The sequence below is a fragment of the Mesorhizobium sp. M7A.F.Ca.US.006.01.1.1 genome (assembly GCF_003997935.1).
In the GTDB taxonomy this organism is placed as follows: Bacteria; Pseudomonadota; Alphaproteobacteria; order Rhizobiales; family Rhizobiaceae; genus Mesorhizobium.
In genome coordinates this window covers 1-25,470 of record NZ_RZQL01000014.1, presented here as the reverse complement: position 1 = coordinate 25,470, position 25,470 = coordinate 1, and the positions used below count along the sequence as shown (strand labels likewise).

Genomic DNA, 25,470 nt, shown 5'->3' with positions numbered 1-25,470 from the left:
AACGATCCTGTCGTCATCGCCAAGCTGACGGGTAACCCGACATGTTCCGGCGGCAGGATGGTGGCGGACGGCACCGCGCCACCGTGCATGATCAGGTTGTGTGCTTCCAAATTGACAGGACGGAGCGTCTCCGCCATCTTTGACCTCAGTCGTCAGGCTGCCGGCAGCGGCCGCGTTGCGTGTCAGGGCGACCGAGGGCAGTGTCATGTTCAGTCCCGTCACAGGTCAGAATTCCAAGCGCTCCGCAGTGCGCAAGGCGCTTGATCGTCACAAGGTCTACATCACCGCGCAGCGTTTTTCGGCCGGCACCTACCAGGCCCGGGTTCTGGTCGACGGCGAGGCCTATTGGGTCGACGAATTCCGGCTGAGCCAGTTGCAGCAAGGGCTGTCGCCGGCGGAGCTCGAGTTGACGCCGGCTGCTGACGATTGAGGGCGTGACTGGCTTGTTCCTGGCCTCCGCGCTCCGATCTTTGCCATGACCACTCCACCAAAGCTCAAAGCCTATCGCGCCAGACGCGAATTCGCCAAGACGCCGGAACCGGCTGGCGGGCTCGTCAGCAGCGACGGCAACCGCTTCGTCGTGCACAAGCACCACGCCACCGCAGACCATTATGATCTGCGACTGCAGGTCGGCGATGTCTTGAAGAGCTGGGCGGTGCCGCGCGGGCCTTCGCTCAATCCGGCCGACAAAAGGCTGGCGGTCGAGACCGAGGATCATCCGCTCGAATATATCGACTTCGAGGGCGTCATTCCCGAGGGCGAGTATGGCGGCGGGCCGATGATCGTCTGGGACACTGGCACCTGGGCGCCGATGGACGATGTCGAAAAGAGCTTGCGCACCGGCGCCTTCAAGTTCCGGCTGGCCGGCGACAAGCTCAATGGCGGCTGGATGCTGACCCGGCTGAAGCCGAAACCCGGCGAAGACGAAAACAAGAAGAACTGGCTGCTCTTCAAGGAGCGTGACCTCGCCGCCGACACCGCGCTTGACATCCTCACGGCGCGGCCGGAAAGCGTCAAATCCGGATTGCGCATCGAGGAGCTGGCGGCGCCGGCAAAGCCCGCCGCCAGACCCGCGCTCAGACAGGGATCGCTGAAGCCCGGCACACTGCCGGGCGCATTCAAGGCCCTCATGCTTGCCCGTATCGAGCCGCAACTGGCGACGCAGGTGCCAAAACCACCGGATGGCGAGGACACGAGGGAAGTCTGGCTGCATGAGATCAAATTCGACGGTTACCGCACCATGGCGCATCTCACTGACGGCGCGGTCAAGCTGATCACCCGTGGCGGCATCGACTGGACGAAGCGCTATGGCGACCTGCCGCATGCCTTCGCGAAGCTGCCGTGCCGCGATGCCATCATCGATGGCGAGATCGTCGTGCTTGACGCCAAGGGCATCAGCCGCTTCGCGCTGCTGCAGGATGCGCTGGCCGAGGGCGCCGGCAGCAAGCTCCATTTTTACGCCTTCGATCTTCTCCATCTCGACGGCTGGGACCTGACCAAGGCGCCGCTGGTCCGGCGCAAGGCGCTGCTGGCGCAGATGCTGTCGGGCCTCGGCGCCAATTCCGCCATCCAGTTCTCCGACCATGTCGAGGGCTCGGGGCAGGGGCTCTACGACCAGGCGTCGGAACTTGGGCTGGAGGGTGTCGTCTCAAAGCGCGCCACGGCCGTCTATCAGAGCGGCCGAAGCAAAAGCTGGACCAAGACCAAGGCGCTGCAGTCGGGCGACTTCGTCATCGCCGGCTTCACCATTTCCGATGCGGCCGAAGGGTTGGCGGCGCTCGGCATGGCAGAGTTCGAGGGTGGTGAATTGCATTATCGCGGCAAAGTCGGCACCGGTTTCGATGCCGCCACCGTCGGTGAATTGCTCGCCAGGCTGGAGCCGTTGCGGGAAGGCGCCACCGCGCCCGAGGGTGTCCCGCGCGAAATCATGCGCGAGATGAACTGGGTGCGGCCGCTGCTGTCGGCGCGCATCCATTACGCTAACCGCACCTCGGACAATGCACTGCGCCACGGCGTCTTCCGCGGTTTGAGGGATGTCGGCCTGTCGACTCCGGTTTCGTCCAAGCGCAAGCGGCTGATCGCCGAGGCCGACCTTGCCACCATCTGGGTGACCAACCCGACGCGCCGGTTGTTCGGCAAGACCGGCCCGACCAAGCTCGACATCGCGGTCTATTACGCGCTGGTCGGCGATTTCATGCTGCCGCACATTCTCGGCCGGCCGGTGTCGCTGGTGCGCTGCCCGACCGGCCTGCCGAAGGACTGCTTCTTCCAGCGCCACGCCTTCACCGGCATGCCGCCCTCGGTGGTGACGTTCGAGGCGACGAATTCCGAGGGCGAGACCAAATCCTATCTCTCGGTCGAAGGCGCGAAAGGGTATCTGGCGCTGGCGCAGTTCGGCGTCGTCGAGTTCCACACCTGGGGCACCCACCGCACCAGCCTCGACAGACCCGACCAGATCGTCCTCGACCTCGATCCGGGAGAAGGGATCGCCTGGCGCGAGGTGGTCGAGGCTGCCGTGCACATCAAGGGCGAATTGGAGCGCCTGGGGCTGGTGCCGTTCGCCAAGACCTCCGGTGGCAGCGGCATCCACATCACCGTGCCGGTGACGGGCAAGCAGAACTGGAAGAAACTGCACCAGGCGACCAGCGCGATAGCCACGCATCTGGCGACAACGGCGCCTGATACTTTCACCACCACCATGGGCAAGGACAACCGCAAGAAGCGCATCTTCATCGATTATCACCGCAATGCGCGCGGCCACACCTCCGCAGCTCCTTACTCGCTGCGCGCCCGCACCAATCTGCCGGCCTCGACCCCGGTGAGCTGGAGCGATCTGGAATCCATCGATGCGCCGCAGGATCTGAACTATTCCTCCCTGCCGGGGCTGCTGGCGACGTCGGGCGATCCATGGGCCGAGATCGACGAGTTCGCGCGGGATTTGCCGACCTTGAAGAACTAGGTTCCTCGCCTCCACTCGGGGGCGAGGAATCCAAGTCCATCGACGCTTCATACAATTTGAATTATCCTTAGCCTGCGACCCCTCAGGCGCCCTAAAAGATTTCGTCAGGGATTTGCCTGTATCGTGTGGGGTCGGTGTAGGATTTGCGCGTCGCCAATCGTCCTTCGGACGAAAAGCGCTGCAGAGAGCATGATCCCGAAAAGTGGGAACCGGTTTTCGGATAAGATCATGCTCAAGCTAAAATGTCAGTGCATGGCCGCGTAGGAGTGTTTCATGGCGCCCAGGGCAAGTTGGAAAGGTTACCTCAAACTCAGCCTCGTCAGCTGTCCGGTGCGGCTATATCCCGCCACCAGCGCCAGCGAGCGCATCAGCTTCAACCAGCTGCATAAGAAGACCCATAACCGCATCAACATGAAGCCGGTCGACCCCGAACTAGGGCTCGTCGAGCGTGCTGATCTGGTCAAGGGTTACGAATACGAGGACAAGCAGTACATCATCATCGATGATGCCGATCTCGATGCGGTGCGCATCGAATCCAATCACACGATGAACATCGAGGCCTTCGTCGACGAGGACGAGGTCGATGTCATCTATCAGGATGCGCCCTATTACATGGCGCCCGACGGCGCGATGGCGGAAGAGACCTTCGCCGTGCTGCGCGAAGCGATGCGCAAATCCGGCAAGCTGGCGATCGCCCGCCTGGTGCTGTCCAGCCGCGAGCGCGTGGTGACGATCGGTGCGCGCGAGAACGGCATGTTCGTGTGCACCTTGAGGAACCCGAACGAAGTCCGCGGGACGGCTGAATATTTCGGCAACATCCCGGCCGGCAAGCCCGACCCCGAAATGCTGCAGCTCGCCGAGGCGCTGATCAAGCAGAAGGAAACCACCTTCGATCCGAAGAACTATGAGGACCGCTACGAGGCGGCACTCATGACGATGATCCGCGAGAAGCTGAAAGGCCACAAGCCGATCATCGCGGCAGCCCCCGAGCGCGGCAATGTCATCAACCTGATGGATGCGCTCAAGGCGAGCCTGTCGCAACCGAAGCCGCCGGCCAAGTCGAAGAGCAAGGCCGACGAGGTCGCCAAACCCGCCGCGAAGAAGGTGGCAGGGGGTGGTGCTGCTGAAAATCCGCTGAAGGCCAATCTGCTGAAGGCGGTCGGCAAGAGCAAGAAATGACGGCACAAGCGGTCCCGGGGGCTGTCTTCGGTACCATCGGCGCGCTGGCGGCGTTTCCACTCAGGCTGGCGGCGCGTGAGGCCGAGCGTCAGCACGGTCAGCTGCGGCGCGGCATCACCAGGCGCACCACGCATGTTGTCTTCGGCCGCGCTCTGCTCGCCAAGGCCAGGCTTTCCAGGAACGGCGACGCCGATATCGAGCGCCGTGTCGCCGCCGAGCGCGCGGCCGGGCACAAGCTCCTCAGCGAGAATGGTTTCCTGCGCCTTCTCGGGCTGATGAAGGCGCCGGAGGCGTCTTCGCTCTCGCGGCAATCGCTGATCGAGCAATCGCGGCTATCTGGCGCCGACCTCGATCTTTTGTCGCTGTTCGATGCGTTCGAGCATGACGCAGAACCCTATTCCTTCCGCGACTTGATCCTGGCGCGCAAATATGCCGGGCTCATCGCCGGCGGCGCGACATGGGGGGCGATCGCGCGCTCCGTCCACCGCTCCGGCCCGGTGGCGTCGCTGACCGCCAAGTCGCTCAACGTCGGCTCGCAGCATGGGCGCGCCGACGCGATCTATCTCGAGGGCGGTCAGAGCGAACTCGACGGGCAGTTGCTCTTCGATCTCGGAACAGCCGGGGCAGAGGGCGACGACACGCTGGAAGAGCTGTTCGCTGAGGCGGAAGCAGCGGAGGAGGGCGGCGACCATGAAGGTGCTGCCGCGCTCTACCAGCGCTGCCTGGCCATCGACCCGAGCGATGCGATAGCCGCCTTCAACCGTGCCAACTGCCTACGCGCCGGCGGCCACGCGGCGGACGCCGCGCATGCCTATATCAGCGCGATAAAACTCGACCCGGCCTTCGTCGAGGCCTGGTTCAACCTCGCCGGGCTGATGAGCGAGCAAGGCCGCGAAGCTTCGGCGCGAAGGCACCTGCAGAAGGCGATTGCGCTCGACAAGAGCTATGCCGATCCGGTGTTCAACCTGGCGAGGCTGGAGTTCGACGCCGGCAATCTGCTGGAGGCGCGGCGGTTGTGGGTGCGGTATCTCGAGCTCGATGCGGATTCGGAATGGGCGCGGGTGGCGACTAAGGGGGTGCAGTTCGTGGATTTGCAGTTGGCGCGGACGGCGGAGTGAGGGATGCTGGCGCTTGAACACCCCCCTCTGGCCTGCCGGCCATCTCCCCCGCAAGGGGGGAGATCGGAAGCTTGGGCGTCCCGCTCCTTCTTGCAAAGTGGGAGATTGGCGAAAGCGGTTGAGCGCGCAATCTCCCCCCTTGCGGGGGAGATGTCCGGCAGGACAGAGGGGGGTGTGACGGAACTCGACCTCTCCAGCGAGACCGCCCTATGACCACCTTCCTCTTCGATGGCCACGACACCGCCCCCATCACCATCCTGCTCGCCCACGGCGCCGGCGCGCCGATGGACTCGGCGTCGATGACCGCCACCGCCAAGGCGCTGGCCGCGGCCGGCTTACAGGTTGCGCGCTTTGAATTCCACTACATGGCCGCGCGCCGCTACGGCCACCGCAAGCCACCGCCGCGGGCCGAGACGGTAAATCCGGAATATATCAAGGCGATAGCCGACCTCAGGGCGAAGGGCGTGACCGGCCCGCTCGTCATCGGCGGCAAGTCGATGGGCGGACGCGTCGCCTCGATGGTTGCCGACGAGATGTTTGCCAAGGGCGAGATTTCAGGGCTGGTCTGCCTCGGCTATCCCTTCCATCCGCCGGCCAAGCCCGAGCAATTGCGCACCAAACACCTCGCCGATCTGAAGACGCCGACGCTGATCTTCCAGGGCACCCGCGACGAGTTCGGCACCAGGGACGAGGTGGCCGGCTATGGGCTGTCGGACAGTATCGAAATTATCTGGCTGGAAGATGGCGACCATGATCTCAAGCCACGCAAGAGCATTTCGGGATTTTCGACCGCCGACCATCTGAAGACGCTGGCCGAGACGGTGAAGGCGTGGTCGGGTCGGATCGCCTCCTGAAGCGATGAAGATCGCCTCCTTCAACATCAACAACATCAACAGCCGGCTTGAAAACCTGCTGGCATGGCTGGCTGTGGCAAAGCCCGATGTCGTGTGCCTGCAGGAGCTGAAGGCACGCGACATGCAGTTTCCGCGCTCGGCATTGGCGGCGGCCGGCTATGGCGCGGTGTGGAAGGGCGAGCCGACCTGGAACGGCGTCGCCATTCTGGCGCGGGGTGCCGAGCCAGTGCTGACCCGCGATGCCTTGCCCGGCGACGAGGCCGACAGGCAGAGCCGCTACATCGAGGCGGCGGTGAATGGCATTATCATCGCTTGCCTCTATGCGCCGAACGGCAATCCCCAGCCCGGCCCGAAATTCGCCTACAAGCTCGCATGGCATGCGCGGCTGGAGGCGCATGCCGAACAGTTGCTCGACACCGGCCTGCCGGTGGTGCTGGCCGGCGACTACAACGTCGTGCCCGAGCCGCGCGATATCTACGCCACCCGCTCCTATGACGACAACGCGCTGGTGCAGCCGGAAAGCCGGGCTTCGTTCCAGCGCCTGCTCGACCAGGGTTGGCTTGATGCCCTGCGCAAGAAGCATCCGAAGGAAACGCTTTACACATTCTGGGACTATCGCCGCAACCGCTGGCCGCGCGATGCGGGCCTCCGGCTCGATCACATCCTGCTGTCGAAGAAAGCGGCACGCCGCCTGACCGCCGCCGGGATCGACCGCGACGTGCGCGGCGAGGACGGTGCCAGCGACCATGCGCCGGTGTGGGTGGAATTGAAGTAGGGCGACTGCTTTCATGCGTCGCGCTTGAACGGATCCATGCAACGCGCTTTAAGTCTTTTGTCTTGATGCATGTCGCTGTCCCAAATCCTGGTTCGTTTTTGGCCGACGTGCAATAAGCTGTCGGCAAAGTATTCCAACGCAGCCGGATCGCCCATGAACGCAATCCCCCACGAGATTTGTGAATCGAGGCTCCATGCCTGACTTGGGCGCTGTCGAGATACTGTCCGCCGCCATTGTGGTGCTTGCGGCTGCTGTCGTGTCCTGGCGGCTGTGGCGGAAGCGCAGCCGTCGGAAGGGACGGCGGCAGACCAATCCAGCTGCCGACTATGCCGTCCGTACCGATTGGAACGCCCGCGGGGGTATGCTCAATTACTCGTCCTTCGTCTATTTCGATGTCGATCGCGACGGCAAATACGGCGCCGGAGACCGGCCGATGGCCGGGATCATGGTGCGGCTGTATGACGAAGCCGGCAAGCTCGCCGCGTCCGCGCGTACCAACAATGCCGGCTTTGCCAATTTCCCCATGTCGGTGAAAAGCAGAAAGGCCGTGATCCGCAAGCCGGGCAACTGGCGCTTTGTGGTTTCGGTGCCGCCCGGCTGGCAGGCGAAAAGCGAAAATGACATTCAGTCCCGACCCTTCCAGCCGCTGCCGGGTTCGCCGGCCGGGATGGTATCGCAGGAAATGCTGCTGCCGGTCGGTCTGGCACCGCCGCGCCGCGTCAGTGGGCGCGTTGCCGGCGATGGCCCCGCGACCCTCTCCGTGTCGGGGAATGGGCACGTCCTGGAGAACCGGGCACTGGCGCCGGGCGCCGTCTTCAGCTTCGACCTGGCTGAAGAAGCCGACACGGTCAGCGTCAGTGGCGGCGGCCTGGAGCGGCGGCTGACGCTGTCGCCCTACTCGGCGGATCTCGGCCTGCTGTCGCCGCAACGCGCCGGCATCGCCACTGATGCCGCTCTCCAAACGATCGGTTTCGACGATGTGACGTCGCGCCCCTTCAGGAAAATTCCGGCCGGTCATGCCGGATTGGCGTGGCGCAACCTGAATGCGATGGCGCGCGACTACACCAAGGACAGCCAGGGCTATGTCAATGGCAATGTCTCCGGTGACTATGTGCTCTACACCAGCAGCGGGCTGCCGGCCGAATTCAGCCGCGAACGGCCGTTCGGCTTTCACTCGGTCATGCTGAGCGCCGCCTGGCTGGCGTCGGAAGGGGAGGTGGCGCTGATCGAAAGCTGGCTTGGCGAGCAACTGATCTCAAGCGATCAGATCACGCTGTCGGCGCTCGCGCCGTTGCACTACGCCCCGATGCTCAAAGCTGTAACGCGTGTTCGCCTGTCGACGAAACACTATTGGCAAATGGTCGTGGACGATTTGGTCCTGACGCGCTGAGATTTGGGTACGCCAAAGCGGGGCGAAATTTCGCTCCGCTTCAATCAGGTTACGTTTACGCGGCGCCGTTAATAATAATAGAGGCGCCGTTTGACGCTGTGACCGCCGACAGTCGGCCCTTTTTCAAGAAAACTGGCTTCGCATAGATCTTTTTCATATCAGACTCTCCTAAAATCCCGATCCGATGATGCCAGACTGCGGCTAACTGTCAACCACGCGGGCTGAAATCGGTAAAACTGCAATAAATCCAAGGAGGAGCGGCAAGGTGCCCGCCCTCCAATTCTTTATTTTGCGCGATTCCGGATCGAAACCTTCGATGTTTTCCTGGAATTGCTTCAGCGCCAGGCGCATCTCCGCCCAAGTGCGATTAAAGCGTGGCGCTGGTCGAGCCGTTTGCCGTGACGGCTGAAAGCTTGCCCTTCTTGACGAAGGTCGGCTTCGCGTAAGTCTTCTTCATCGTGATCTCTCCTCATCGCTAGGCGAGAATGGCAGATGCGCGACATGTGTCAACCAAGCCGGGCGCCGACAGCGGGCTTCCTGGCGCTATCGGCTGGCGGCCAGCGCCTGGTCTCCGGCTCACTCGACCGAACGGCGCGGCTGTGGGACAGGGACACCGGCAATCGGGCGCTATTCGACAGCCGGACCCGGCGCGATCTATGCGGTGGCCCTCGCCGCCGACGGCACGGTGCCGACCGGCGGCAACGATCGCACCATCCGAGACTGGCCGTCCACCGGCGGCGACGGCGTGGTGCTGTTTGCCGGTGCGCCGGAGTGGGCGAAATCTTGATCACCTTGTCCGCCGTGCTATGTAAGGCTCATGCCAGCATCCAGCCTCCCAGACAACGCGCCGCTCATCGTCATCGATCTCCAGACCGGTATGTTCGACGGGGTGCACGAACCGCCGATCCATGATGCGCCTGATATTGTCGAGCGCACCAAGGCGGTGATCGACTGGGCGCGGCGCGGCGGGCGCAAGGTCGCTTTTATCAGGCATGACGGACCCGAAGGCGATCCGTTGGCACCGGATGAACCGGGCTGGCCGGTGTGGCCCGCACTTGGCCAAGCGGCGGACGAGCCGACCTTTGCCAAATCCGTGCGCGATGCTTTCAGCAATCCTGCCTTCGGTGACTGGGTTGCCGGGCAGGGTGCGGGTGCTGTCGTGCTCTTGGGTGCACAGACCGATTTCTGCGTGGCCGCGACGGTCAAGGGCGCGATCGCCAGAGGGCTCGGCGTGACCGTGGTGTCCGATGCGCACAGCACGCTGGACAATGCCAGTGAGAGTGCCGAGCAGGTCATCATCAGGCACAATGGCGAATTCGCCGAGGCCGGCGTCAATCTGGTGACCACAAAGGCGCTTGTCGGCGGCTGAAGCCTGTGATGAACGTCGCCGCTGGTTGCACTATCAGGCACGCCGGCTTGAGGAGTTCGCGAGGAAAGACAGCGCCGGGCGGCTGCCGTGGTCGACGCGGACGGGGGGGCGCATTGTTGGGATGGCTCGGGCGCCCGCGTCAACCAGGGCGGCTCGTACCGCCGCATTAGCAACATTGCACATTGCAGGCTGCTCGAAACTTCCGCGAAAGCGGAATAGGCCGGAGAAAAAGTGCAGATTCGGCTGAGACTTTCGGCGCGCTTTCCCGGTACGGGAATCAAGTCTGCTGGTTGTCGGCATGTCGCTCAGGGCGTTTGCCGGTCTGCACCGGATCGGCGAGGAACGACGCCGCAATCAGGTCGTCGCCATCGATCCGGCCGTGACGATCTTCCATGATGGCCGCGACCTTTTGAAAGGTTTTCATTTCGGCATCCGTCACCCGCGCATCGCGCATCCTGGCTTGGAGATCGGCCAGGCGAACGCCCAAGGCAGGGGATGTCACAGCTTTGCTTGTCATCTTCACTCGTCCTGATTGGAAACTGACATGGGCAACCCGCCGCCATGGTTGGCGGCGGGTTTGGAACAGTTCGAAATTCAGTCGTATACCTTGACGATCTTGCGGGTGCTGGGATCCACAAGGACGGTGCGGTTGTCGACGACTACGTAGCGGTATTTGACATCGGGGATCTCATGAAGCTCGACCGTGTCCGGCAACGCGCTGCCAATATTCAGTTCCACACCGGGAACCTTGACCGAAGCGAGGGGCTGCTTCTTCACATACTCGCGGATGACCGTGTCCTGTTCAGGCTGAATGACAACGTCCTGAGCGGCAACGGCCCCGACTCCGGCCAACAGCAATAGCGCCGCTGCGGCGCCCGTTAGGTGCATTTTCATACCGTTTCTCCTTGCGAGTCAGCATGACAAGATTGTCCAACGCTGACGGCAACTGAACTTGAGCCAAATGAAAATGTTCCTCCGCTGGGGCTTCGGTCGGATAAGATGTGCGACTTAAGTCTGGTCCGCGACCGCATTGGTCTTACCGACGGGAACGGCTCTCTGTTCACGGCTGTTTGTCTCCCGGAATTCGGAGAGACAGATGGACAAAAGTGTTGGCCAAGCGCGCTGGTTGCTCGCACCGATTTTCGCGACAGCCGTCACCTTTCTGGTGATGGGGATAGTCCTTGGCTGACATCTCGTCGATCGGCGCAGCAACGTCCCTTCCTGCGCTGATAGGATTCGCAAGCCGCTTCGGCGGCTGGCGAATCCTCTATTTTCACCATGCGCGGGCCTGCTCATTCGGCAAGCAAGCGCTATGTTCAGCTTATGAAATGTTGGGAGGTTACTATGGATCGGCGATCCTTCTTGACAGCGATGTTTGGCATTGCCGGGGCAGCGGCCCTTGCAGGGGCAATTCGCCCGATCGAGGCAGCGGCCGGTGTTCCAGGCGCCGGAAACGATTCTCGATGAAATCGAGGCATCACAAACAGAGGCCTTCGACGACGAAGGTGGACATGCGGAGGTGCAGCCGGTCGATCATCGAAGGTGGGATCGGAACTGGGACCGGGGTTGGGATCGGGATCGGGGCTGGCGCCGGCGCCGGCACGGGCGGCGTTGGAGACGGGTCTGCCGCAGTTATTGGCGGCATGGTCGCCGTCGCGTCCGGTGCTATCGCAGACGCGGTCCTTCGGTCATCCTTCGATTTTAGCAGCTAGCCTGCACGTCCTAGCGATTTGATCAGTGCGATCGGCTCGGCATCCGCATCTTTCCTGCGGCTGCCGAGCCGAAGGCTGTTTGCCGAGGCTGCAGTGCTGCAAACAGCGGCAATGGCGGTTCTTCCTCGAGGAGCCTGGAGAGCCCGCGCGGCGGCAATCTCGCTATCGCTCAGCAGTTGCTCGTTCAGTTGCCGCTTTGCTATCGGCAGCGTGTATCGATCGAGCGGGCGGCGAAGACAAGGCCCGTTGATCCGCAGGCTGCTCGCTGAAGTAAAGCGAACTGCCGAGAATGAGGAACACGATGCCCACCACCGTCAATCCAACCATGAGCACGGCGATCGCCGTGCCTGGGCCATAGCCTGTCTTGATGATGGTGGATCGGTAAGGCATCGCGCTATTCTCCAGGCATGGCACCCGGCTGTGCCGAGTGTTCGCGAGAAACGACAAGCAAGGCCCGATGTTCCCTCGTTGGAAGGCTCAATCGGTCACTTCGGGCTTTTGCTTTTTCCTGTAGGACCAAGGTCTTATCTGGCGTGCGCAAAAGTCCAAGGGGCCTTGTTCAGTTCCGATAATGTCCCTTGGATGTTCCGCTATTTTAGGTAAATCTGATATAGTGCCTAGGCGGAAAACTTAGCCGGCCAACCAGATTTGCCCGCGAACCGGGCAGGGAAAATGTGGCTTTGGCAAGTTCAACAACAGTCTCGGCCGACGAACGGCTCACGTCTCGTCGAATCGGCCCTCGCGGGTCTGATCGCGCGTGATTGCGGCTTCTTCCTCATCATCGGGGAGGGCGTCGTCGCTGTCCTGGTACGCGATATCGTCGTCCTCGTCGGGCAGATCGCCGTCTTTTTCGATGCCGTAGCGTATGTCGCCGTTTTCCAGCACGGACTCTGGCAGGATCTCGCCGCCCTTGATCGCATCCCAATCCTGCTGCTCGATGGTAGGCCCATCCGCCTGCGGTGCGTCATCTTCGATGTCGGCGCCTGGTTTGTTGCGCGGTGCCATGCTGGCCTCCTTTCCCTGAGAAAACTGGAGGCGAAACTCGGCGTGTCGGTGTTTGTTCCGTGCTCGAAGTGCAAAGAGCGGGCGTGCTTCTGGATTGTCGACGGCTGGCGCGTCAGCCCAGCCCGCCGGATCGCCACCGTTGCCAAGTCCCCGCGCAATGGAGAGCCGTAGCGGCGATCGGTCTCTTACTTGCGAAGTTGCTAAAATAATGAAATGTTATCCGCAGGAATGAGGCAGGGACTGATCGGAGCCGCCGCGGTTTCGACGGTTTTGGAAACCATGTATTTTGGACAGTTTCTCGTAGGAATGTCAGCCACGGCCATCATCGTCGCGGCCTGGACCTATATGGCCACCGGATCCTTCTGGGAGGCATTTGCCTGGACGATAGCAACGCTGCTTGTCCTGCAGGTCGGCTACTTCGTCCTGATCGTGAGGCTGATCTTCAGGCGCGCACACGATATCGCGCCGAGCCAGGATCCGGTAGACGCCTTCCCGCCACTGCATCGCGACGGTGTCCAGCTTTGAGACCGGATAACCGGGACCGATCAGGAATGGCGTTTCTATACCAAGCTGTCCAAGGTGTTTGGTCACTGAGACACGGCGCCGTCTGAGCATATCCCTGCTGGAGATTCGGCACAGCCATCATGGGAACATGATGCATGCGCGACCGGCTTCGCATCGTGCTCAGGCCGCCAGGCTTGGAACAAGTGCTGATGCTTCGCGTTCTCTGGCAGTACCGATGAGGTTGCCACCTCCATCGATACTGTCATGGTTCGCTCTGCTCCCGGCGGGGCGAGCCTTTTTCGTGCCGAAGCCGTTCACACCGTCCAGACGGAGGGATGCGGGGCCGATTGCTCGCCAATCCGGCTGCAGATAGAATTCTTCACCCCTAAATATCCCCACATATTTGTGCGAATTTTCAAGCTTTTCAACGCTGTCTGCCGAGCGTTTGATCAGCAACAAATTAATATCCGGACCGAAATCGTAACATCTTCAATTCTGAAGTGGTGATGGAACCGCATGGCAGCGATGGAGTTTTTATGGAGGGCGGAATTCAGTTATCACCAGGAGAATGGTCATGAAACTTCATCTTACGAGTGCGGCGGCCGCCGTCGTCCTGATGGGTGGCATTGGTGCGGCGCTGGCGGAAAACGTCGTCGTCGTCCAGCCGGAGCAGGAGACGGTCGTTCGCGAATACATCAAGAGGGAACCGCTTGCCTCGGTGAACCTTCTGGGAGTCGAGCTCAAGCTCGGCTCCTCGGTGCCGGACACTGTCGAACTGCGTGAAGTGCCCGACGTCAAATATCGCGTCGCGGTGATCAACGACCAGACTGTCCTGGTCGATCCCGAGACCCGCCAGATCGTCGAAGTCTTGCACTAAGGGCGTTCCCGAACTAAGGGCGTTCCCGACCTTGGGAAAAACCCGCCCCGACGTCGCGTCGGTGGCGGGTTTCCTCTGCCGCTACCCGTGATGGCCTATTCGGCCGCCAGCCGGTCCTGCGTCTTCGTCTCGAAATCGCCGGCGTCGTGGCGTTCATGCAGTTGCATGGCAGGCTCGCCGAAAGCGCGGTTGACCATGCGGCCGCGCTTGACCGCCGGGCGGGCGTCGATCGCCTTGGCCCAACGCTGCACATGCTTGTACTCCTGCACCGACAGGAACTCGGCGGAATCATTGTACATGCGGCCGAGTGCCAGCCCGCCGTACCATGGCCACACTGCCATGTCGGCGATGGAATAGTCCTTGCCGCCGAGATATTCAGTCTCGGCCAGCCGGCGGTCGAGCACATCCATCTGGCGTTTCACCTCCATCGAGAAGCGATCGATGGCGTATTCGAATTTTTCCGGCGCATAGGCATAAAAGTGGCCGAAGCCGCCGCCCAGATACGGCGCCGAGCCCATCTGCCAGAACAGCCAGGACAGCACCTCCGCGCGGGCCGGCTGTTCGGTCGGAAGGAATTCGCCGAATTTTTCGGCGAGATAGACTAGGATCGAGCCGGATTCGAAGATGCGCACCGGTGTGGCGCCACTGCGGTCCATCAGGGCCGGAATCTTGGAGTTTGGATTGACCTCGACGAAGCCGCTGCCGAACTGGTCGCCATCGTTGATCCGGATCAGCCAGGCATCGTATTCGGCACCCTTGTGGCCGCGCGCCAGAAGCTCTTCCAGCATGACGGTGACCTTGACGCCGTTCGGCGTCGCCAGCGAATAGAGCTGCAGCGGATGCTCGCCGACGGGCAGTTCCTTGTCATGCGTCGGCCCGGCGATCGGCCGGTTGATGCTGGCAAAGGCTCCGCCGCTCGGCTTGTTCCAGGTCCATACTTTCGGCGGTGTGTAGTCGGTCATTTCGTGGCCTCGTGTCGGGGAAGGATGGCGGGTCGCCATAAACTAGGGCTGCGGATGTGTAAGTTCAACTTGCGTTGAACTATAATCGATGCCCGCAGGGCCGACATCGGCAATTGGGCTCTTCCTTACCCTTGCGCCTTCTCCTGCGTGGCATACCTATAGAAGATGTCGCCAAAGCCCACCCAGGACAAAAGCATGAGCATCAATCCCAATCCGCGCTCGGTCGTTGCCGTGCGGGCCACTGTTCCCGAAGATGCCTTTACGGCCGGGGCGCTCGGCACGCTCAGGGAAGGCAGCGGCGTCGTCATTCGCAATGACGGGCTGGTGCTGACCATCGGCTATCTCATCACCGAAGCGGAAGAGGTCTGGCTGACCAGCCATGACGGCCGCGTCATCCCCGCGCACGCGCTCGCCTATGACCAGGAATCGGGCTTCGGCCTGGTGCAGGCGCTGGCGCCGCTCGGCCTGCCGGCGGTGGCGCTGGGCGATGCCGGCAAGGCGAGGATCGGCGACGCCGTGGTGCTGGCCGACGGTATCGGCCAGTCGGTGCAGGCCAGGATCGTCACCAAGCAAGAATTCGCCGGCTATTGGGAATATCTGCTCGACGAGGCGATCTTCATTGCGCCGGCGCATCCGTCCTGGGGCGGTGCGGGGCTGTTCGGCGCCGACGGCTCGCTGCTCGGCATCGGTTCCCTGCGCCTGCAGATGAGCCGCAACGGCGAGGTGGCCGACATCAACATGGTGGTGCCGATCGATCTGTTGCCGCCCATTCTCGACGACCTCCTGACACGCGGCCAGGTGGCCAAGCCGCCGCGGCCATGGCTCGGCGCGCTGTCGGCCGAAAGCGATGGCAGAGTGGTGGTGATGAGCGTGACCGAAGGCGGTCCGGCGGCCAAGGCTGGCCTGCGCCAGGGCGACATCATCTCGGACATCCGCGACGGCGCTGTCGATGGGCTGGCTGATTTCTATCGCAAGCTGTGGGAGAGCGGCTCGGCCGGTGCCGAGATCCCGATGCGGGTGCTGCGCGACGGCCGCGAAACCTGGCTGCGCGTCAAATCGGCCGACCGCGGCAGCTTTCTGAAAAAGCCGCAGCTGCAGTAGGCGCGTCAACCACGCGATGCATCCAAGGCTGCTCAAAACCTTCCTGGCGGTGGCGCGGAGCCGCAACATCACGCGTGCCGCAGAAGTGGTCCATCTCGCGCAATCGAGCGTCAGCGACCAAATTCTGGCGCTCGAGACGGAGCTTGGCGCTCCCCTGTTCTCGCGCGCGAAGTCCGGTCTCGAGCTGACGCCGGCGGGGCTGGCGCTGAAGCCGATCGCCGAGGATTTGTTGCGGCTCGATGGCGAGGCGCGCGCGGCCGTGCAGGCGGCGGCGGGTTCGACAAGCGGGCAGCTGACGATCGGCGCGCTGGAGACGATCGCGTCGGCCAGGCTGGCGCCTTGGCTGCCTGGGTTCCAGGCCGGCCATCCCGACATCATTGTGCGGATGAAGGTGGCGGGCAGCGGCGTGCTGCTGCGTCAGTTGGAGGATGGCGAGATCGATGTCGCGTTCTGCTTCGACCGCCGTGATTTCGCGAAGAACGCCGCCGATGAACGCTTCGCCAGCCGCACGATAGCAGCCGAACCGCTGGTGCTGGTCGCCGCTGCGGGGCAGGGCAGCGCAAGGCATGACCTGGCCGCCCTTGCCACGCTCTCCTTCGTGGCGACGGAGCCCGGATGCATCTACCGGCACATGTTCGACACGTCCTTTGCCGAGGCGGGCGTTGCCGCGCCAAAACTTGCGGCCGAGGTTGGCAGCATCGGCGCCATTGCGCGGCTGGTGGCGGCCGGTGCGGGGCTGGGCCTCGTTCCGCGCCTTGCCGTCGGCGATGCGCTGGCGCATGGCGATCTCGTCGAAATGCCATGGCCCGGCCAAGCGCTGACGGCGCCGCTGGCGATGATCTGGCGCCGCCGCCGCGTCCAGCCGCCGGCGCTCAAGCAATTTCTCACTGCCGCGCGCGACACGCTGGTGCCGGTTGCGTCGCCCGACAGGGCTGGTTCAGGACTTGAATCGGCGAACCGCTCCAAAGCCTTGTTTGCAAACAACTCCTGACGGAGACAGCGGCGGTCTAGATCAACCGGTGGCCGCCTTCGACATGCAGCGTCGTTCCCGTGGTAAAGCCATTGCCGATCAGGAAGGCGATGGCGTCGGCGATGTCCTCGGGTTGGCCGATCCGCCCGACCGGCAGCCGCTCGGCCATCGCGGCCAAGGTCTCGTTCTTGCGATCGCCGGCCACCTGCGTCCAGATCGTGGTGTCGACCCAGCCGGGTGACACGGCATTGACGCGGATCGGCGCCAACTCGACCGCCAGCGCCCGCACGAGGCCTTCGAGCGCTGCGTTGACAGCGGCAACGACAGAGCCGCGCGCGGCCGGTCGGTAGGCGGCAATGCCGGAAACGAAGGTCATCGAGCCGGTCACCGCCAGCCGCGGTGCGCCGTGCTTGGCAAGCAGCAGCGGACCGTAGAGCTTGCTCTCAACCACCTTTTGCGCCGCCTTCAGGTCAAGCGCCGGCAGCAGCTGGTAGGCGCCTTCGATGTCGGCTGCGGTGCTGACGATGTGATTGACGTCGCCGATCCCTGCGAACAGAGCCGCGACCTGGTCTTCGCGGGTGATGTCGACGACGGCCGTCTCCAGCCCGGCGGGATTGCCAAGCGCCTCGCGCGCCTGCCGCAGCCGGTTCTCGCCGCGGCCGGCGATGATCACCTCGGCGCCGGCCTCGACGCAGCGCCTGGCCAGTGCCAGACCCATGCCGGAACCGCCGCCGACGATCAGGATTTTCTGATTTGAAATGCTCATTTCGCTCTGCCTTTGCTTGGATGGACAAGGGCAGGAATTGGCAGTTCGGCGCGACAGAAGGAAACGGAAGAAACCGATAGTGCCATCGGAAAGGCGGATGGAGCAGGGCGGACGAGCGCCGTCTCTGGCTCAGCGCACCAGCGGACTTTCCCAGACGACGAACAGCAAAGCTTTCAGCTGGGCAAAGCGCTCCGGCCCAAGTTCGATGCGCCATTCCTCCTCGATGTCGCGCAGGATATCGACCATTTTCCAGAACGCGGCATGGCCGCGTTCCGTGGACCGCACGACGCGCGCACCGCCGTCGCCAGGAATGTCGGAGCGGACCAGATAGCCGTATCCTTCGAGACTGCTGAGCAGCTGGTTGATGGCCTGTTTGCTCATGCCGGCACGCTCGGCGATGGTGCCGGGCCGCGCGCCGTCCGGTCCGGGAAACTGCAACACCGCCATGTGCGGCAGGCGCAATTCGTCGAAACCGGCGGCGTTGAGCTCCTTGATCAGCCGCCGCTGGATCGCTTGTGCCGGCACGCGCAGCAGGGCGCCGATCAGCAGGTTCTCGGTCTTGGTCTGCAGAACTTCCGCTGAGGCGGCCATTGACGATCCGGTAAATTGAGTTTACTGATAGCTAGTAAATGTAATTTACCGGAGGGGTTTGCGCAATGTCAGTCATGAATCTTCAGGTCAATCCAGCCAATGAAATCATCGGCACCACGGGTCTGTCGGTTCGCTTCCTGGTGACGGGCGACAATTCGAATGGCAGCGTTGCTGCCTTCGAGCTGATGGTGCCAGGCGCGCAGCGCCTGCCGGCGCCGGCCCACAGCCACGACCACTATGAAGAGACGATCTATGGCATTGACGGGGTGCTGACCTGGACCGTCGACGGCAAGCCGATCGAGGTCGGACCCGGAGAGGCGCTGTGCATTCCGCGTGGCGCAGTCCATCGCTTCGACAACAATGGCAGCGCGGATGCGAAGGCGCTGTGCGTCATCACACCGGCGGCGATCGGTCCGGACTATTTCCGCGAGGCTTTCGGCTTGCTCAACGCCGCAGCCGGCGGTCCGCCGGACAAGGCTGGGATGATGGACATCATGCGCCGCCACGGGCTGACGCCTGCAGCGCCGCCGCCAAGCTGAAGTCGGTCGAAGAGGCGCCGGTCACTCGCCGCAAGCGCTGAAGGTGGTACCCGGGTTCCAGTCCTTGAAGGCGATGGTGTGGCCTTCGACCGAGACGGTCTTGTGCTTGGTGCTGCCGTCCGGCTGCTTTTCGCTGCTGGTGCCTTTGCCGGTCAGGACATTGTACTCGCAGGCGCTTTCGGCATTGTCCTTCAAATAGTCATAGTGGTCATAGGCGAAGCCGGCGACGACGAAGGCATCATTGCGCCAGGCGATGGTCAGCGTCATGTCGGTCCGTTCGCTGCCGACCGGCATCGCTGGCTGGTAGAATTTGATCGAGCCGTTGGGCAGCATCGTCAGTTCCGGCTCGGTGTCGGAGTTGTTGTAACCCGGGCGGTCGTAGCCGTTCCATTCGCCGCGGATCTGCCCGCGCACGATCTCGACGGGTTTGAGGTAATTGTGCTCCTTGTCCCGGAGGAAGAAATGGACGTCCATCGGATGGCCGGGCTCAGTCTCTACCACCATGGCAAGATCGACGGCGCTATCGCCGTTGAAGTCGCCGGTCACAGCCGTGATGATCTTCCGGGTCTCGATCGGCTCGGCGAGTGCCATTGTGGGTAGCAAAAACGCAAGCGCGAGCAACAGAGATTTCATGGCGTATTCCCCAGGGAGCGAGATGGCGTGCCCGAGCAAGAGCATGGCAGGTATTCCGAGATTTTATACAGCGGGGCCGGGAGAAAAATGTTCAGGTCGAGGGCGCGAAGGAACGCCGTACGCGCCTGCCAAGTTTGCTGCCGGAAACTGACAGCGACTCGTGCCATTCTGGTCGATGACGATGGGCAATGCCAGGGATGACAGAGAGGGAACTATGATGGCGCGAGCGACACCGAATGGACAGGCCGACTGATGGCGCCGGTCAGGGTCGATCCCGACAAGGTGCACGAGTTTCCGGATCCTGCCAGTTTCTACGCGTGGCTCGGCAAGCACCACGCCACGGAAACCGAAGTGTGGATCAAGATTCACAAGGTAGGGTCCGGACTGAAGTCGATCACCCCCAAGCAAGCCATCGACGTCGTGCTGTGCTTCGGCTGGATCGACGCCGTGCGCAAGGGGTTGGACGACAAGAGCTTCCTGCAGCGCTACACGCCGCGCGGCAGGAAGAGTATCTGGAGCCTGATCAACATCGACAATGTGGCGCGGCTGGTCGAGGAGGGCCGCATGACCGAGCATGGGCTCAAACAGGTCGAGGCGGCCAAGGCCGACGGGCGCTGGGCGCGCGCCTATGGCAGCGGCAAGGAGATGAAAATTCCCGATGATTTGCAAGCAGCCATAGACGCCGAACCCGCTGCCAAGGCCATGCTTGAAAAACTCAGCGCGCAAAACCGCTTCGCGCTCGCCTTCCGCACCCACAACATGAAGACCGAGGCCGGGCGCAAGAAGAAGATCGAGGCGTTTGTGGCAATGCTGAAGCGTGGCGAGACGATCCATCCGCAAGGCAAGAAGTGAGGTTGGCGCGAATTCGTCTTCGGTACGGCAAGCCTGTCGTCACGGGATCGGGCGTTGCGCGAAGCGCTTCAGGATCTGAATCGTGAAATTGTTCCAACTGCTTGTTTTTGTGCAATTCGGTGGTCGGCCCGTGGCGCGGCCTCTTCAGCAACGACATCGCCGGTGGACGACGGAGGGCACGGCGGTTACCCTTCGAAAGCCGCGACGACCGAGCGGCGGACTGGTCGCTGGGAGTCGTTGCTGTTGAGAAGAGTTGCTTCGTGGACGATGGCGCTGGGTCTCATTGTCATCGTCGCGTGTGTCGGAGCCGGCGCCACGCTTGCCCAGACTTCGCCAGATCAGATTTCTCCCGACCTGGCTTCCCCCTCGGCCTCGCCGGCAAAAGAGATCTCGGTCGGGATCAAGCAGGCGCCGCCTTTTGCGTTCAAGCTGCAGGACGGCAGTTGGTCGGGATTGAGCATCGACCTCTGGCAGAAAATGGCCGGGCGGCTCAACCTTCGCTTCCGCTATGTCGAAGTGCCTGCCGTGCAGGACCAGATCGATGGTGTCGTTAGCGGCAGGTTCGATGCGGCGATGGCCGCGATCACGGTCACGGCCGACCGCGAAAAGGCCGTCGACTTCACGCAGCCCTTCTTCACGACCGGGCTCGGTATCGCGACGCCGCTCAACAACCAGCCGTCATGGCGGCCGGTGCTGCATGCCCTGACATCGTTCGGCTTCCTGCAGGCGGTGCTGGCGCTGGTCATCATATCGGTGGTGGTCGGCGTCCTGATCTGGATGTTCGAACGTCGGCACAATGACGATTTCGGCGGCAGCGTAGCCAAGGGACTGTTTTCCAGCATGTGGTGGTCGACCATCGCCGCGACGCAGGCTAGCACCGGTGATTTCGGCCCGCGAACCGTGCCGGGGCGCGTGCTGGCCGCGCTCTGGATGATGGGATCGATCATTGCGATCGCGGTGTTCACCGCGGGCGTCACATCGGTGCTGACGGTGACGCAGATGGAAGGAATGGTGCAGGGCGAAAGCGATCTCGCCGCGGTCAGGGTCGGCGCGGTGCAGGGTTCGCCGACTGCGTCCTATCTGGATTCGACGAAGATTCGTCATCAGGACTTTGCCTCGGTCAAGGAAGGCCTCGATGCGCTGCGTGCCGGCAAGATCGATGCGCTGGTGCACGACAAGCCGCTGCTTGGCTGGCTGGTCGGGCAGAACTACGCGACGAGCCTGCAGGTTCTCGACGCGACCTTCGACCAGCAGCAATATGCCATGGCGCTGCCGCTCGGCAGCCCGTTGCGCAAGTCTCTCGATGTCGCCCTCCTGCAGACCATCGAAAGCGATTGGTGGAAGCAGGCCGTCTTCCAGTATCTGGGCGAGAAGTAGTCCGGCAGGAACTTCCGCGGTGCGATGCGCTGGAAAACCCGCCCTCGCTCTGCGAGAGAGGTGGCCTGTCTTTCAAGGATTGGTTGCTGTCACTGGTTCAGGTCGACCGGTGTCACGCCAAGGAGTTTCAGGGCGTTGGCGTAGGTTCTGATGCCTTGGGCCTGTTTGCGCTCGGCACAAAACCGGTTCGCCTTGTCCTGAAGCGCGGTGGCTTCGGCGATCTGGCTTGCGCGGGTGCCTGGGGTGGCCTTCGTCTGGATAGCCCCGTCGAGCTGCAGGCCGAGCTGGCTGCAATATTCGCTCCGGGTGACCGCTGCTTCCGCACCCGATTGTACGGCCGCAAGCATGGCGAGCGAAATGCCTGCGAGGGCACCGATCCATCCGGTCGAACGTCGTTGCATTTTCGGGACCATTTTCTTCGCGTTGTGCCGCAGGCCGCTTGGCCGCCGCGAGGGTGGTTATGGCAGGCGATGTTTTCGCGAGTTTTTCTGGAGTGTTGAATGTTGTTTCCGGCGTGTGTCTGGGGGGAGATACGCCGCTTGCTTTGGCGCTTGCGGTGCAATTCCGCTATCTGTGGCCTATTTGGTACATCTAAAGTAGGCAGGCGGAGTATATTGCCACGTATTGGTGAATTCGCTGAATGGGGGCATTCACATGAAAAGCTTGTTGCTTACGTCTTTTGCGGTCTTCACGCTTGGTGGCTCATCGGCTTGGGCAGCCGATGCATTGGCCCCGATGGCCGAAGCGCCGGTCGCATCCTGGACAGGCTGTTATATCGGCGGCAATGTCGGTGGCGGCTGGTCTCATGTCGATCAGACGCAGGTTGGCAAGGTCGACGGTACGATCGTGAACAACGATTATGGATCCGGCAGCGGCAGCGGTTTCATTGGCGGCGCGCAGCTCGGCTGTGACTATCAGATGGATCGTTGGGTATTCGGCGTCCAGGGCATGTTCGATTTCGGCGACATCAAGAGCAGTCACGCCCTTACCGCTTTCCCGGCCTTCGATCTGGAAGACAAGGTCAAGGATCTCTTCACGGTTACCGGCCGGGCAGGTTATCTCTTTGATCCGGCAGTGCTGGGTTACGTCAAGGCCGGTGGCGCCTGGGCTCATGTGGATAGCGCCGTCTACGGCTCGTCCTTCCTGTCGGAAAGCGCTGACTATGACCGGCTGGGCTGGACCGTCGGTGTCGGCGCCGAGTGGAAATTCGCCAGCAACTGGTCGGTATTCGGCGAATACAATTACATGGATTTCGGCAAGCACGATGTGAGCTATAACTTGGGGCCGACGGCCGTTGGTGTGCCTGACGTCGTTTCGACGAAACTCACTGTGCAGCAGGTGCTCGTCGGGCTGAATTACCGGTTCTGAACAGAACCCTTTGAAAAGAGCCGGCTCGCGCCAGCGCGAGCCGGCTCTGCCCGTTCATCATGATGTCGGCGCCAGATCTGGCTTAGATCTCTCTCATATGTGGGATGGAAGGTGGTGGCCGGGGGCTCCCGCGCCTCGTTTTGTCTAGCGCCCCCATCCCGTCTCAGCGCTGCTCCCCACCCCGTCTCACCGGCGTTGCTGCGCAACGCCGGTTCGTCGACCCTCCCCACAAGGGGGAGGGTGAGCGCTGCGGCGCTTGCGCCTCTTCCTTTGCAGCCATCCTTCGCGTAAGGCGCCGGGCAAATCCTTTCACGCAAGCATATTCCCCGGACACCGCATGATCAGACTTGAAAGCATCAGCAAGCAGAACGGCCGTCAGCTTGTCTTCATCGAAGCGTCGGCGTCCCTGCAGAAGGGCGAGAAGGTCGGCCTCGTCGGGCCGAACGGCGCCGGCAAGACGACGCTGTTTCGCATGATCACCGGCCAGGAGCAGCCCGACGAAGGCCAGGTGCAGGTCGATCGCGGCGTCACCATCGGCTATTTCAGCCAGGATGTCGGCGACATGGAAGGCCACAGCGCTGTGGCCGAAGTGATGAACGGCGCCGGTCCTGTCAGCGAAGTCGCGGCCGAAATGGCAGCCCTCGAGGCGGCCATGGCCGATCCCGAGCAGGCCGACCAGATGGACGAGATCATCGAAAAATATGGCGAGGCGCAGCACCGCTTCGAGGAACTCGACGGTTATGCGCTGGATGGCCGCGCCCGAGAAGTGCTGGACGGTCTCGGCTTTTCGCAGGAGATGATGGACGGCGATGTCGGAAAGCTGTCCGGCGGCTGGAAGATGCGCGTGGCGCTGGCCCGCATCCTGCTGATGCGGCCCGACGCCATGCTGCTCGATGAGCCATCGAACCATCTCGACCTGGAAAGCCTGATCTGGCTGGAATCCTTCCTGAAGGGCTATGACGGCGCGCTGCTGATGACCTCGCACGATCGCGAGTTCATGAACCGCATCGTCAACAAGGTGGTCGAGATCGACGCCGGTTCGCTGACCGCTTACTCCGGAAACTACGAATTCTACCAGCAGCAGCGGGCGATCGCCGACAAGCAGCAGCAGGCACAGTTCGAGCGCCAGCAGGCGATGTTGGCCAAGGAGATCGCCTTCATCGAGCGCTTCAAGGCGCGGGCGTCGCACGCCGCACAGGTGCAGAGCCGGGTGAAGAAGCTGGACAAGATCGACCGCGTCGAGCCGCCGAAGCGCCGCCAGACCGTGTCCTTCGATTTCCTGCCGGCGCCGCGCTGCGGCGAGGATGTCGTGACGCTGAAGAACGTCCACAAGGGCTATGGCAGCCGCACAATCTATGAGGGGCTCGACTTCCAGGTCCGCCGCCGCGAGCGCTGGTGCATCATGGGCGTCAACGGCGCCGGCAAATCGACGCTTCTGAAGCTGGTCGCCGGCGCTTCCGAGCCCGACACCGGCACGGTCGCGCGGGGCCCAAGTGTCAAGATGGGTTATTTCGCCCAGCACGCCATGGAGGTGCTGGAAGGCGAGCGCACCGTGTTTCAGACACTGGAGGACGCGTTCCCCCAGGCCGGCCAGGCGCCGCTCAGGGCACTTGCCGGCTGCTTCGGTTTTTCCGGCGACGAGATCGAGAAGAAATGCCGCGTGCTGTCAGGCGGCGAGAAGGCGCGGCTGGTGATGGCGCTGATGCTGTTCGACCCGCCCAACCTTTTGGTGCTGGACGAGCCGACCAACCATCTCGACATTGCCACCAAGGAGATGCTGATCACGGCACTGTCGCAGTACGAGGGCACCATGCTGTTCGTCTCGCACGACCGGCATTTCCTGGCAGCACTTTCCAACCGCGTGCTGGAACTGACGCCCGAAGGCATCCACACCTATGGCGGCGGCTATACGGAATATGTCGAGCGCACCGGGCAGGAAGCGCCGGGATTGAGGAGCTAGGCCCTTACCGCAGCGAGATGCTCATGCCACTGAGGTCGGCGTTGACCTGCAGGCCGACCTGCCTGCCCGTCAATTCGAGCCGGGCGCCCTTGTCGTTGGTCATGACGATCACCTGAGCCCCTTTGCCAAGCGCGCCGCCGCCGCCCGCCGCGCCATAGACCCCGGTCACATCCCGCGCGCGTTTGATGTGGCGCACGGTACCTCGGAAATAGGTCTTGGAAACGCCGAAGGCGAGGCCGCCCGAGACGGCGCCGACCGAGATCGGGTAGGTGCGGCCATGGAAGGTGAATGTGCCTTCGCCTCCGGAGCCGCCGACGAAGAAGGCCGCCTTGTAGACGGCGAAGCGGATCGTGCCGCTGTCGGCATGCGCGGCGCTGGCAAAGCCGATGCTCGCGGTGGCGATGGCGGCAACCGCGATGGAACGAAATCCGGATGAAATCTTCATGGTGAGAACTCCTCAATGTCGCCGCTTTGCCGGCCGGATGTCAGCGTGGGATCAAAGTTACAACTGAACAGTCTCGCCCGTGATTTGGTTCCAGGCCCCGTGATTTGTTCCAGGGTTCGAATCCGGCCGCGGGAAGGCCGGGGAGAGGGCGAGGGGTTGCGGAG

The 25,470-nt window shown here is 62.7% G+C and carries 32 protein-coding genes; 18 read left to right on the top strand and 14 right to left on the bottom strand.

Annotation, left to right across the window (positions count from 1 at the left end):
• Window positions 1-205: 205 nt before the first annotated feature.
• The 6 genes from EN943_RS04700 (at window position 206) to EN943_RS04670 (ending at window position 6,885) form a co-directional block, all read left to right on the top strand.
• The gene (locus EN943_RS04700; protein WP_024501734.1) at window positions 206-430 is read left to right on the top strand and encodes a hypothetical protein; all 225 of its coding nucleotides are present in this window, start codon (window positions 206-208) and stop codon (window positions 428-430) included.
• 45 nt (window positions 431-475) lie between these two features.
• Window positions 476-2,959: a DNA ligase D gene (gene ligD / locus EN943_RS04695; protein ID WP_127411717.1), complete on the top strand. Its 2,484-nt coding sequence runs from the start codon at window positions 476-478 to the stop codon at window positions 2,957-2,959.
• A gap of 273 nt (window positions 2,960-3,232) precedes the next feature.
• Complete coding sequence (locus tag EN943_RS04690; RefSeq protein WP_127411716.1) at window positions 3,233-4,138, top strand: Ku protein; 906 nt, start codon at window positions 3,233-3,235, stop codon at window positions 4,136-4,138.
• Entirely contained in the window at window positions 4,135-5,256 is a 1,122-nt protein-coding gene (locus EN943_RS04685; protein ID WP_127411715.1) for a tetratricopeptide repeat protein, read from the top strand. Before EN943_RS04690 ends, EN943_RS04685 begins: the two co-directional genes overlap by 4 nt.
• A gap of 209 nt (window positions 5,257-5,465) precedes the next feature.
• The gene (locus EN943_RS04675; RefSeq protein WP_127411713.1) at window positions 5,466-6,110 is read left to right on the top strand and encodes an alpha/beta fold hydrolase; all 645 of its coding nucleotides are present in this window, start codon (window positions 5,466-5,468) and stop codon (window positions 6,108-6,110) included.
• Window positions 6,111-6,114: 4 nt separating this feature from the next.
• On the top strand, window positions 6,115-6,885 hold the full coding sequence (locus tag EN943_RS04670) for an exodeoxyribonuclease III (RefSeq protein WP_127411712.1): 771 nt from the start codon (window positions 6,115-6,117) through the stop codon (window positions 6,883-6,885).
• An 11-nt stretch (window positions 6,886-6,896) separates the two neighbouring features.
• On the opposite strand, the gene EN943_RS04665 is transcribed toward EN943_RS04670, so the two are convergent.
• Window positions 6,897-7,040: a hypothetical protein gene (locus EN943_RS04665; RefSeq protein WP_127411711.1), complete on the bottom strand. Its 144-nt coding sequence runs from the start codon at window positions 7,038-7,040 to the stop codon at window positions 6,897-6,899.
• Window positions 7,041-7,078: 38 nt separating this feature from the next.
• Here EN943_RS04665 and EN943_RS04660 point away from each other — a divergent pair, with 38 nt between their 5' ends.
• Window positions 7,079-8,275, top strand: a complete 1,197-nt coding sequence (locus EN943_RS04660) for a hypothetical protein (protein WP_127411710.1) — start codon at window positions 7,079-7,081, stop codon at window positions 8,273-8,275.
• Between the two features lie 55 nt (window positions 8,276-8,330).
• On the opposite strand, the gene EN943_RS04655 is transcribed toward EN943_RS04660, so the two are convergent.
• Both EN943_RS04655 and EN943_RS04650 read right to left on the bottom strand, forming a co-directional pair.
• Window positions 8,331-8,432: a putative RiPP precursor gene (locus EN943_RS04655; protein ID WP_127411709.1), complete on the bottom strand. Its 102-nt coding sequence runs from the start codon at window positions 8,430-8,432 to the stop codon at window positions 8,331-8,333.
• 210 nt (window positions 8,433-8,642) lie between these two features.
• Window positions 8,643-8,732, bottom strand: a complete 90-nt coding sequence (locus EN943_RS04650; protein WP_127411708.1) for a putative RiPP precursor — start codon at window positions 8,730-8,732, stop codon at window positions 8,643-8,645.
• Window positions 8,733-8,936: 204 nt separating this feature from the next.
• Between EN943_RS04650 and EN943_RS38780 the strand changes: the two genes are divergently transcribed.
• Both EN943_RS38780 and EN943_RS04640 read left to right on the top strand, forming a co-directional pair.
• On the top strand, window positions 8,937-9,062 hold the full coding sequence (locus EN943_RS38780; protein WP_281060841.1) for a hypothetical protein: 126 nt from the start codon (window positions 8,937-8,939) through the stop codon (window positions 9,060-9,062).
• Between the two features lie 30 nt (window positions 9,063-9,092).
• Window positions 9,093-9,644, top strand: a complete 552-nt coding sequence (locus tag EN943_RS04640; protein ID WP_127411707.1) for an isochorismatase family protein — start codon at window positions 9,093-9,095, stop codon at window positions 9,642-9,644.
• A gap of 277 nt (window positions 9,645-9,921) precedes the next feature.
• On the opposite strand, the gene EN943_RS04635 is transcribed toward EN943_RS04640, so the two are convergent.
• From EN943_RS04635 to EN943_RS04615, 4 genes are all read right to left on the bottom strand, one after another.
• The gene (locus EN943_RS04635; RefSeq protein ID WP_127411706.1) at window positions 9,922-10,161 is read right to left on the bottom strand and encodes a hypothetical protein; all 240 of its coding nucleotides are present in this window, start codon (window positions 10,159-10,161) and stop codon (window positions 9,922-9,924) included.
• A gap of 77 nt (window positions 10,162-10,238) precedes the next feature.
• Entirely contained in the window at window positions 10,239-10,538 is a 300-nt protein-coding gene (locus EN943_RS04630) for a DUF1236 domain-containing protein (RefSeq protein ID WP_127411705.1), read from the bottom strand.
• Window positions 10,539-11,518: 980 nt separating this feature from the next.
• On the bottom strand, window positions 11,519-11,746 hold the full coding sequence (locus EN943_RS04620) for a hypothetical protein (protein ID WP_127411703.1): 228 nt from the start codon (window positions 11,744-11,746) through the stop codon (window positions 11,519-11,521).
• A 327-nt stretch (window positions 11,747-12,073) separates the two neighbouring features.
• On the bottom strand, window positions 12,074-12,361 hold the full coding sequence (locus EN943_RS04615; protein WP_127411702.1) for a hypothetical protein: 288 nt from the start codon (window positions 12,359-12,361) through the stop codon (window positions 12,074-12,076).
• A 306-nt stretch (window positions 12,362-12,667) separates the two neighbouring features.
• Between EN943_RS04615 and EN943_RS04610 the strand changes: the two genes are divergently transcribed.
• Window positions 12,668-12,886, top strand: coding sequence for an exopolysaccharide production repressor protein (locus EN943_RS04610; protein WP_348630099.1), 219 nt, complete (start codon window positions 12,668-12,670; stop codon window positions 12,884-12,886).
• Between the two features lie 159 nt (window positions 12,887-13,045).
• On the opposite strand, the gene EN943_RS04605 is transcribed toward EN943_RS04610, so the two are convergent.
• On the bottom strand, window positions 13,046-13,321 hold the full coding sequence (locus EN943_RS04605) for a hypothetical protein (RefSeq protein WP_127411701.1): 276 nt from the start codon (window positions 13,319-13,321) through the stop codon (window positions 13,046-13,048).
• A 118-nt stretch (window positions 13,322-13,439) separates the two neighbouring features.
• Here EN943_RS04605 and EN943_RS04600 point away from each other — a divergent pair, with 118 nt between their 5' ends.
• A complete protein-coding gene (locus EN943_RS04600; protein ID WP_127411700.1) occupies window positions 13,440-13,742 on the top strand; it encodes a DUF1236 domain-containing protein in 303 nt (100 codons plus the stop codon).
• 95 nt (window positions 13,743-13,837) lie between these two features.
• Here EN943_RS04600 and yghU read toward each other — a convergent pair whose 3' ends face one another.
• The gene (gene yghU, locus EN943_RS04595; protein ID WP_127411699.1) at window positions 13,838-14,704 is read right to left on the bottom strand and encodes a glutathione-dependent disulfide-bond oxidoreductase; all 867 of its coding nucleotides are present in this window, start codon (window positions 14,702-14,704) and stop codon (window positions 13,838-13,840) included.
• 195 nt (window positions 14,705-14,899) lie between these two features.
• Between yghU and EN943_RS04590 the strand changes: the two genes are divergently transcribed.
• Both EN943_RS04590 and EN943_RS04585 read left to right on the top strand, forming a co-directional pair.
• Window positions 14,900-15,805: a S1C family serine protease gene (locus tag EN943_RS04590; protein ID WP_127411698.1), complete on the top strand. Its 906-nt coding sequence runs from the start codon at window positions 14,900-14,902 to the stop codon at window positions 15,803-15,805.
• Between the two features lie 16 nt (window positions 15,806-15,821).
• Window positions 15,822-16,796 carry a LysR family transcriptional regulator gene (locus tag EN943_RS04585; protein WP_127411697.1) on the top strand — a complete coding sequence of 325 codons (975 nt, stop codon included), beginning with the start codon at window positions 15,822-15,824 and terminating at the stop codon, window positions 16,794-16,796.
• A gap of 16 nt (window positions 16,797-16,812) precedes the next feature.
• Here the strand turns inward: EN943_RS04585 and EN943_RS04580 are convergent, their stop codons facing one another.
• The gene (locus tag EN943_RS04580; RefSeq protein ID WP_127411696.1) at window positions 16,813-17,541 is read right to left on the bottom strand and encodes an SDR family oxidoreductase; all 729 of its coding nucleotides are present in this window, start codon (window positions 17,539-17,541) and stop codon (window positions 16,813-16,815) included.
• 129 nt (window positions 17,542-17,670) lie between these two features.
• Complete coding sequence (locus EN943_RS04575) at window positions 17,671-18,132, bottom strand: MarR family winged helix-turn-helix transcriptional regulator (RefSeq protein WP_127411695.1); 462 nt, start codon at window positions 18,130-18,132, stop codon at window positions 17,671-17,673.
• Between the two features lie 65 nt (window positions 18,133-18,197).
• Between EN943_RS04575 and EN943_RS04570 the strand changes: the two genes are divergently transcribed.
• Window positions 18,198-18,671, top strand: coding sequence for a cupin domain-containing protein (locus tag EN943_RS04570; RefSeq protein WP_127411694.1), 474 nt, complete (start codon window positions 18,198-18,200; stop codon window positions 18,669-18,671).
• A 21-nt stretch (window positions 18,672-18,692) separates the two neighbouring features.
• Here EN943_RS04570 and EN943_RS04565 read toward each other — a convergent pair whose 3' ends face one another.
• Window positions 18,693-19,304 (bottom strand): hypothetical protein, encoded by a 612-nt coding sequence (locus tag EN943_RS04565; protein WP_164778074.1) that lies wholly within the window; start codon window positions 19,302-19,304, stop codon window positions 18,693-18,695.
• Window positions 19,305-19,556: 252 nt separating this feature from the next.
• Here EN943_RS04565 and EN943_RS04560 point away from each other — a divergent pair, with 252 nt between their 5' ends.
• A complete protein-coding gene (locus EN943_RS04560) occupies window positions 19,557-20,156 on the top strand; it encodes a YdeI/OmpD-associated family protein (RefSeq protein WP_127411692.1) in 600 nt (199 codons plus the stop codon).
• A gap of 243 nt (window positions 20,157-20,399) precedes the next feature.
• Window positions 20,400-21,533 (top strand): transporter substrate-binding domain-containing protein, encoded by a 1,134-nt coding sequence (locus EN943_RS04555; protein WP_245475582.1) that lies wholly within the window; start codon window positions 20,400-20,402, stop codon window positions 21,531-21,533.
• Window positions 21,534-21,622: 89 nt separating this feature from the next.
• Here the strand turns inward: EN943_RS04555 and EN943_RS04550 are convergent, their stop codons facing one another.
• Complete coding sequence (locus tag EN943_RS04550) at window positions 21,623-21,934, bottom strand: hypothetical protein (protein WP_164778073.1); 312 nt, start codon at window positions 21,932-21,934, stop codon at window positions 21,623-21,625.
• A 253-nt stretch (window positions 21,935-22,187) separates the two neighbouring features.
• On the opposite strand from EN943_RS04550, the gene EN943_RS04545 reads away from it, so the two are divergent.
• Entirely contained in the window at window positions 22,188-22,901 is a 714-nt protein-coding gene (locus EN943_RS04545) for an outer membrane protein (protein ID WP_127411691.1), read from the top strand.
• Window positions 22,902-23,238: 337 nt separating this feature from the next.
• A complete protein-coding gene (locus tag EN943_RS04535) occupies window positions 23,239-24,861 on the top strand; it encodes an ABC-F family ATP-binding cassette domain-containing protein (protein WP_127411689.1) in 1,623 nt (540 codons plus the stop codon).
• A 4-nt stretch (window positions 24,862-24,865) separates the two neighbouring features.
• On the opposite strand, the gene EN943_RS04530 is transcribed toward EN943_RS04535, so the two are convergent.
• Window positions 24,866-25,306, bottom strand: coding sequence for a hypothetical protein (locus EN943_RS04530; RefSeq protein ID WP_127411688.1), 441 nt, complete (start codon window positions 25,304-25,306; stop codon window positions 24,866-24,868).
• Between the last annotated feature and the right edge of the window lie 164 nt (window positions 25,307-25,470).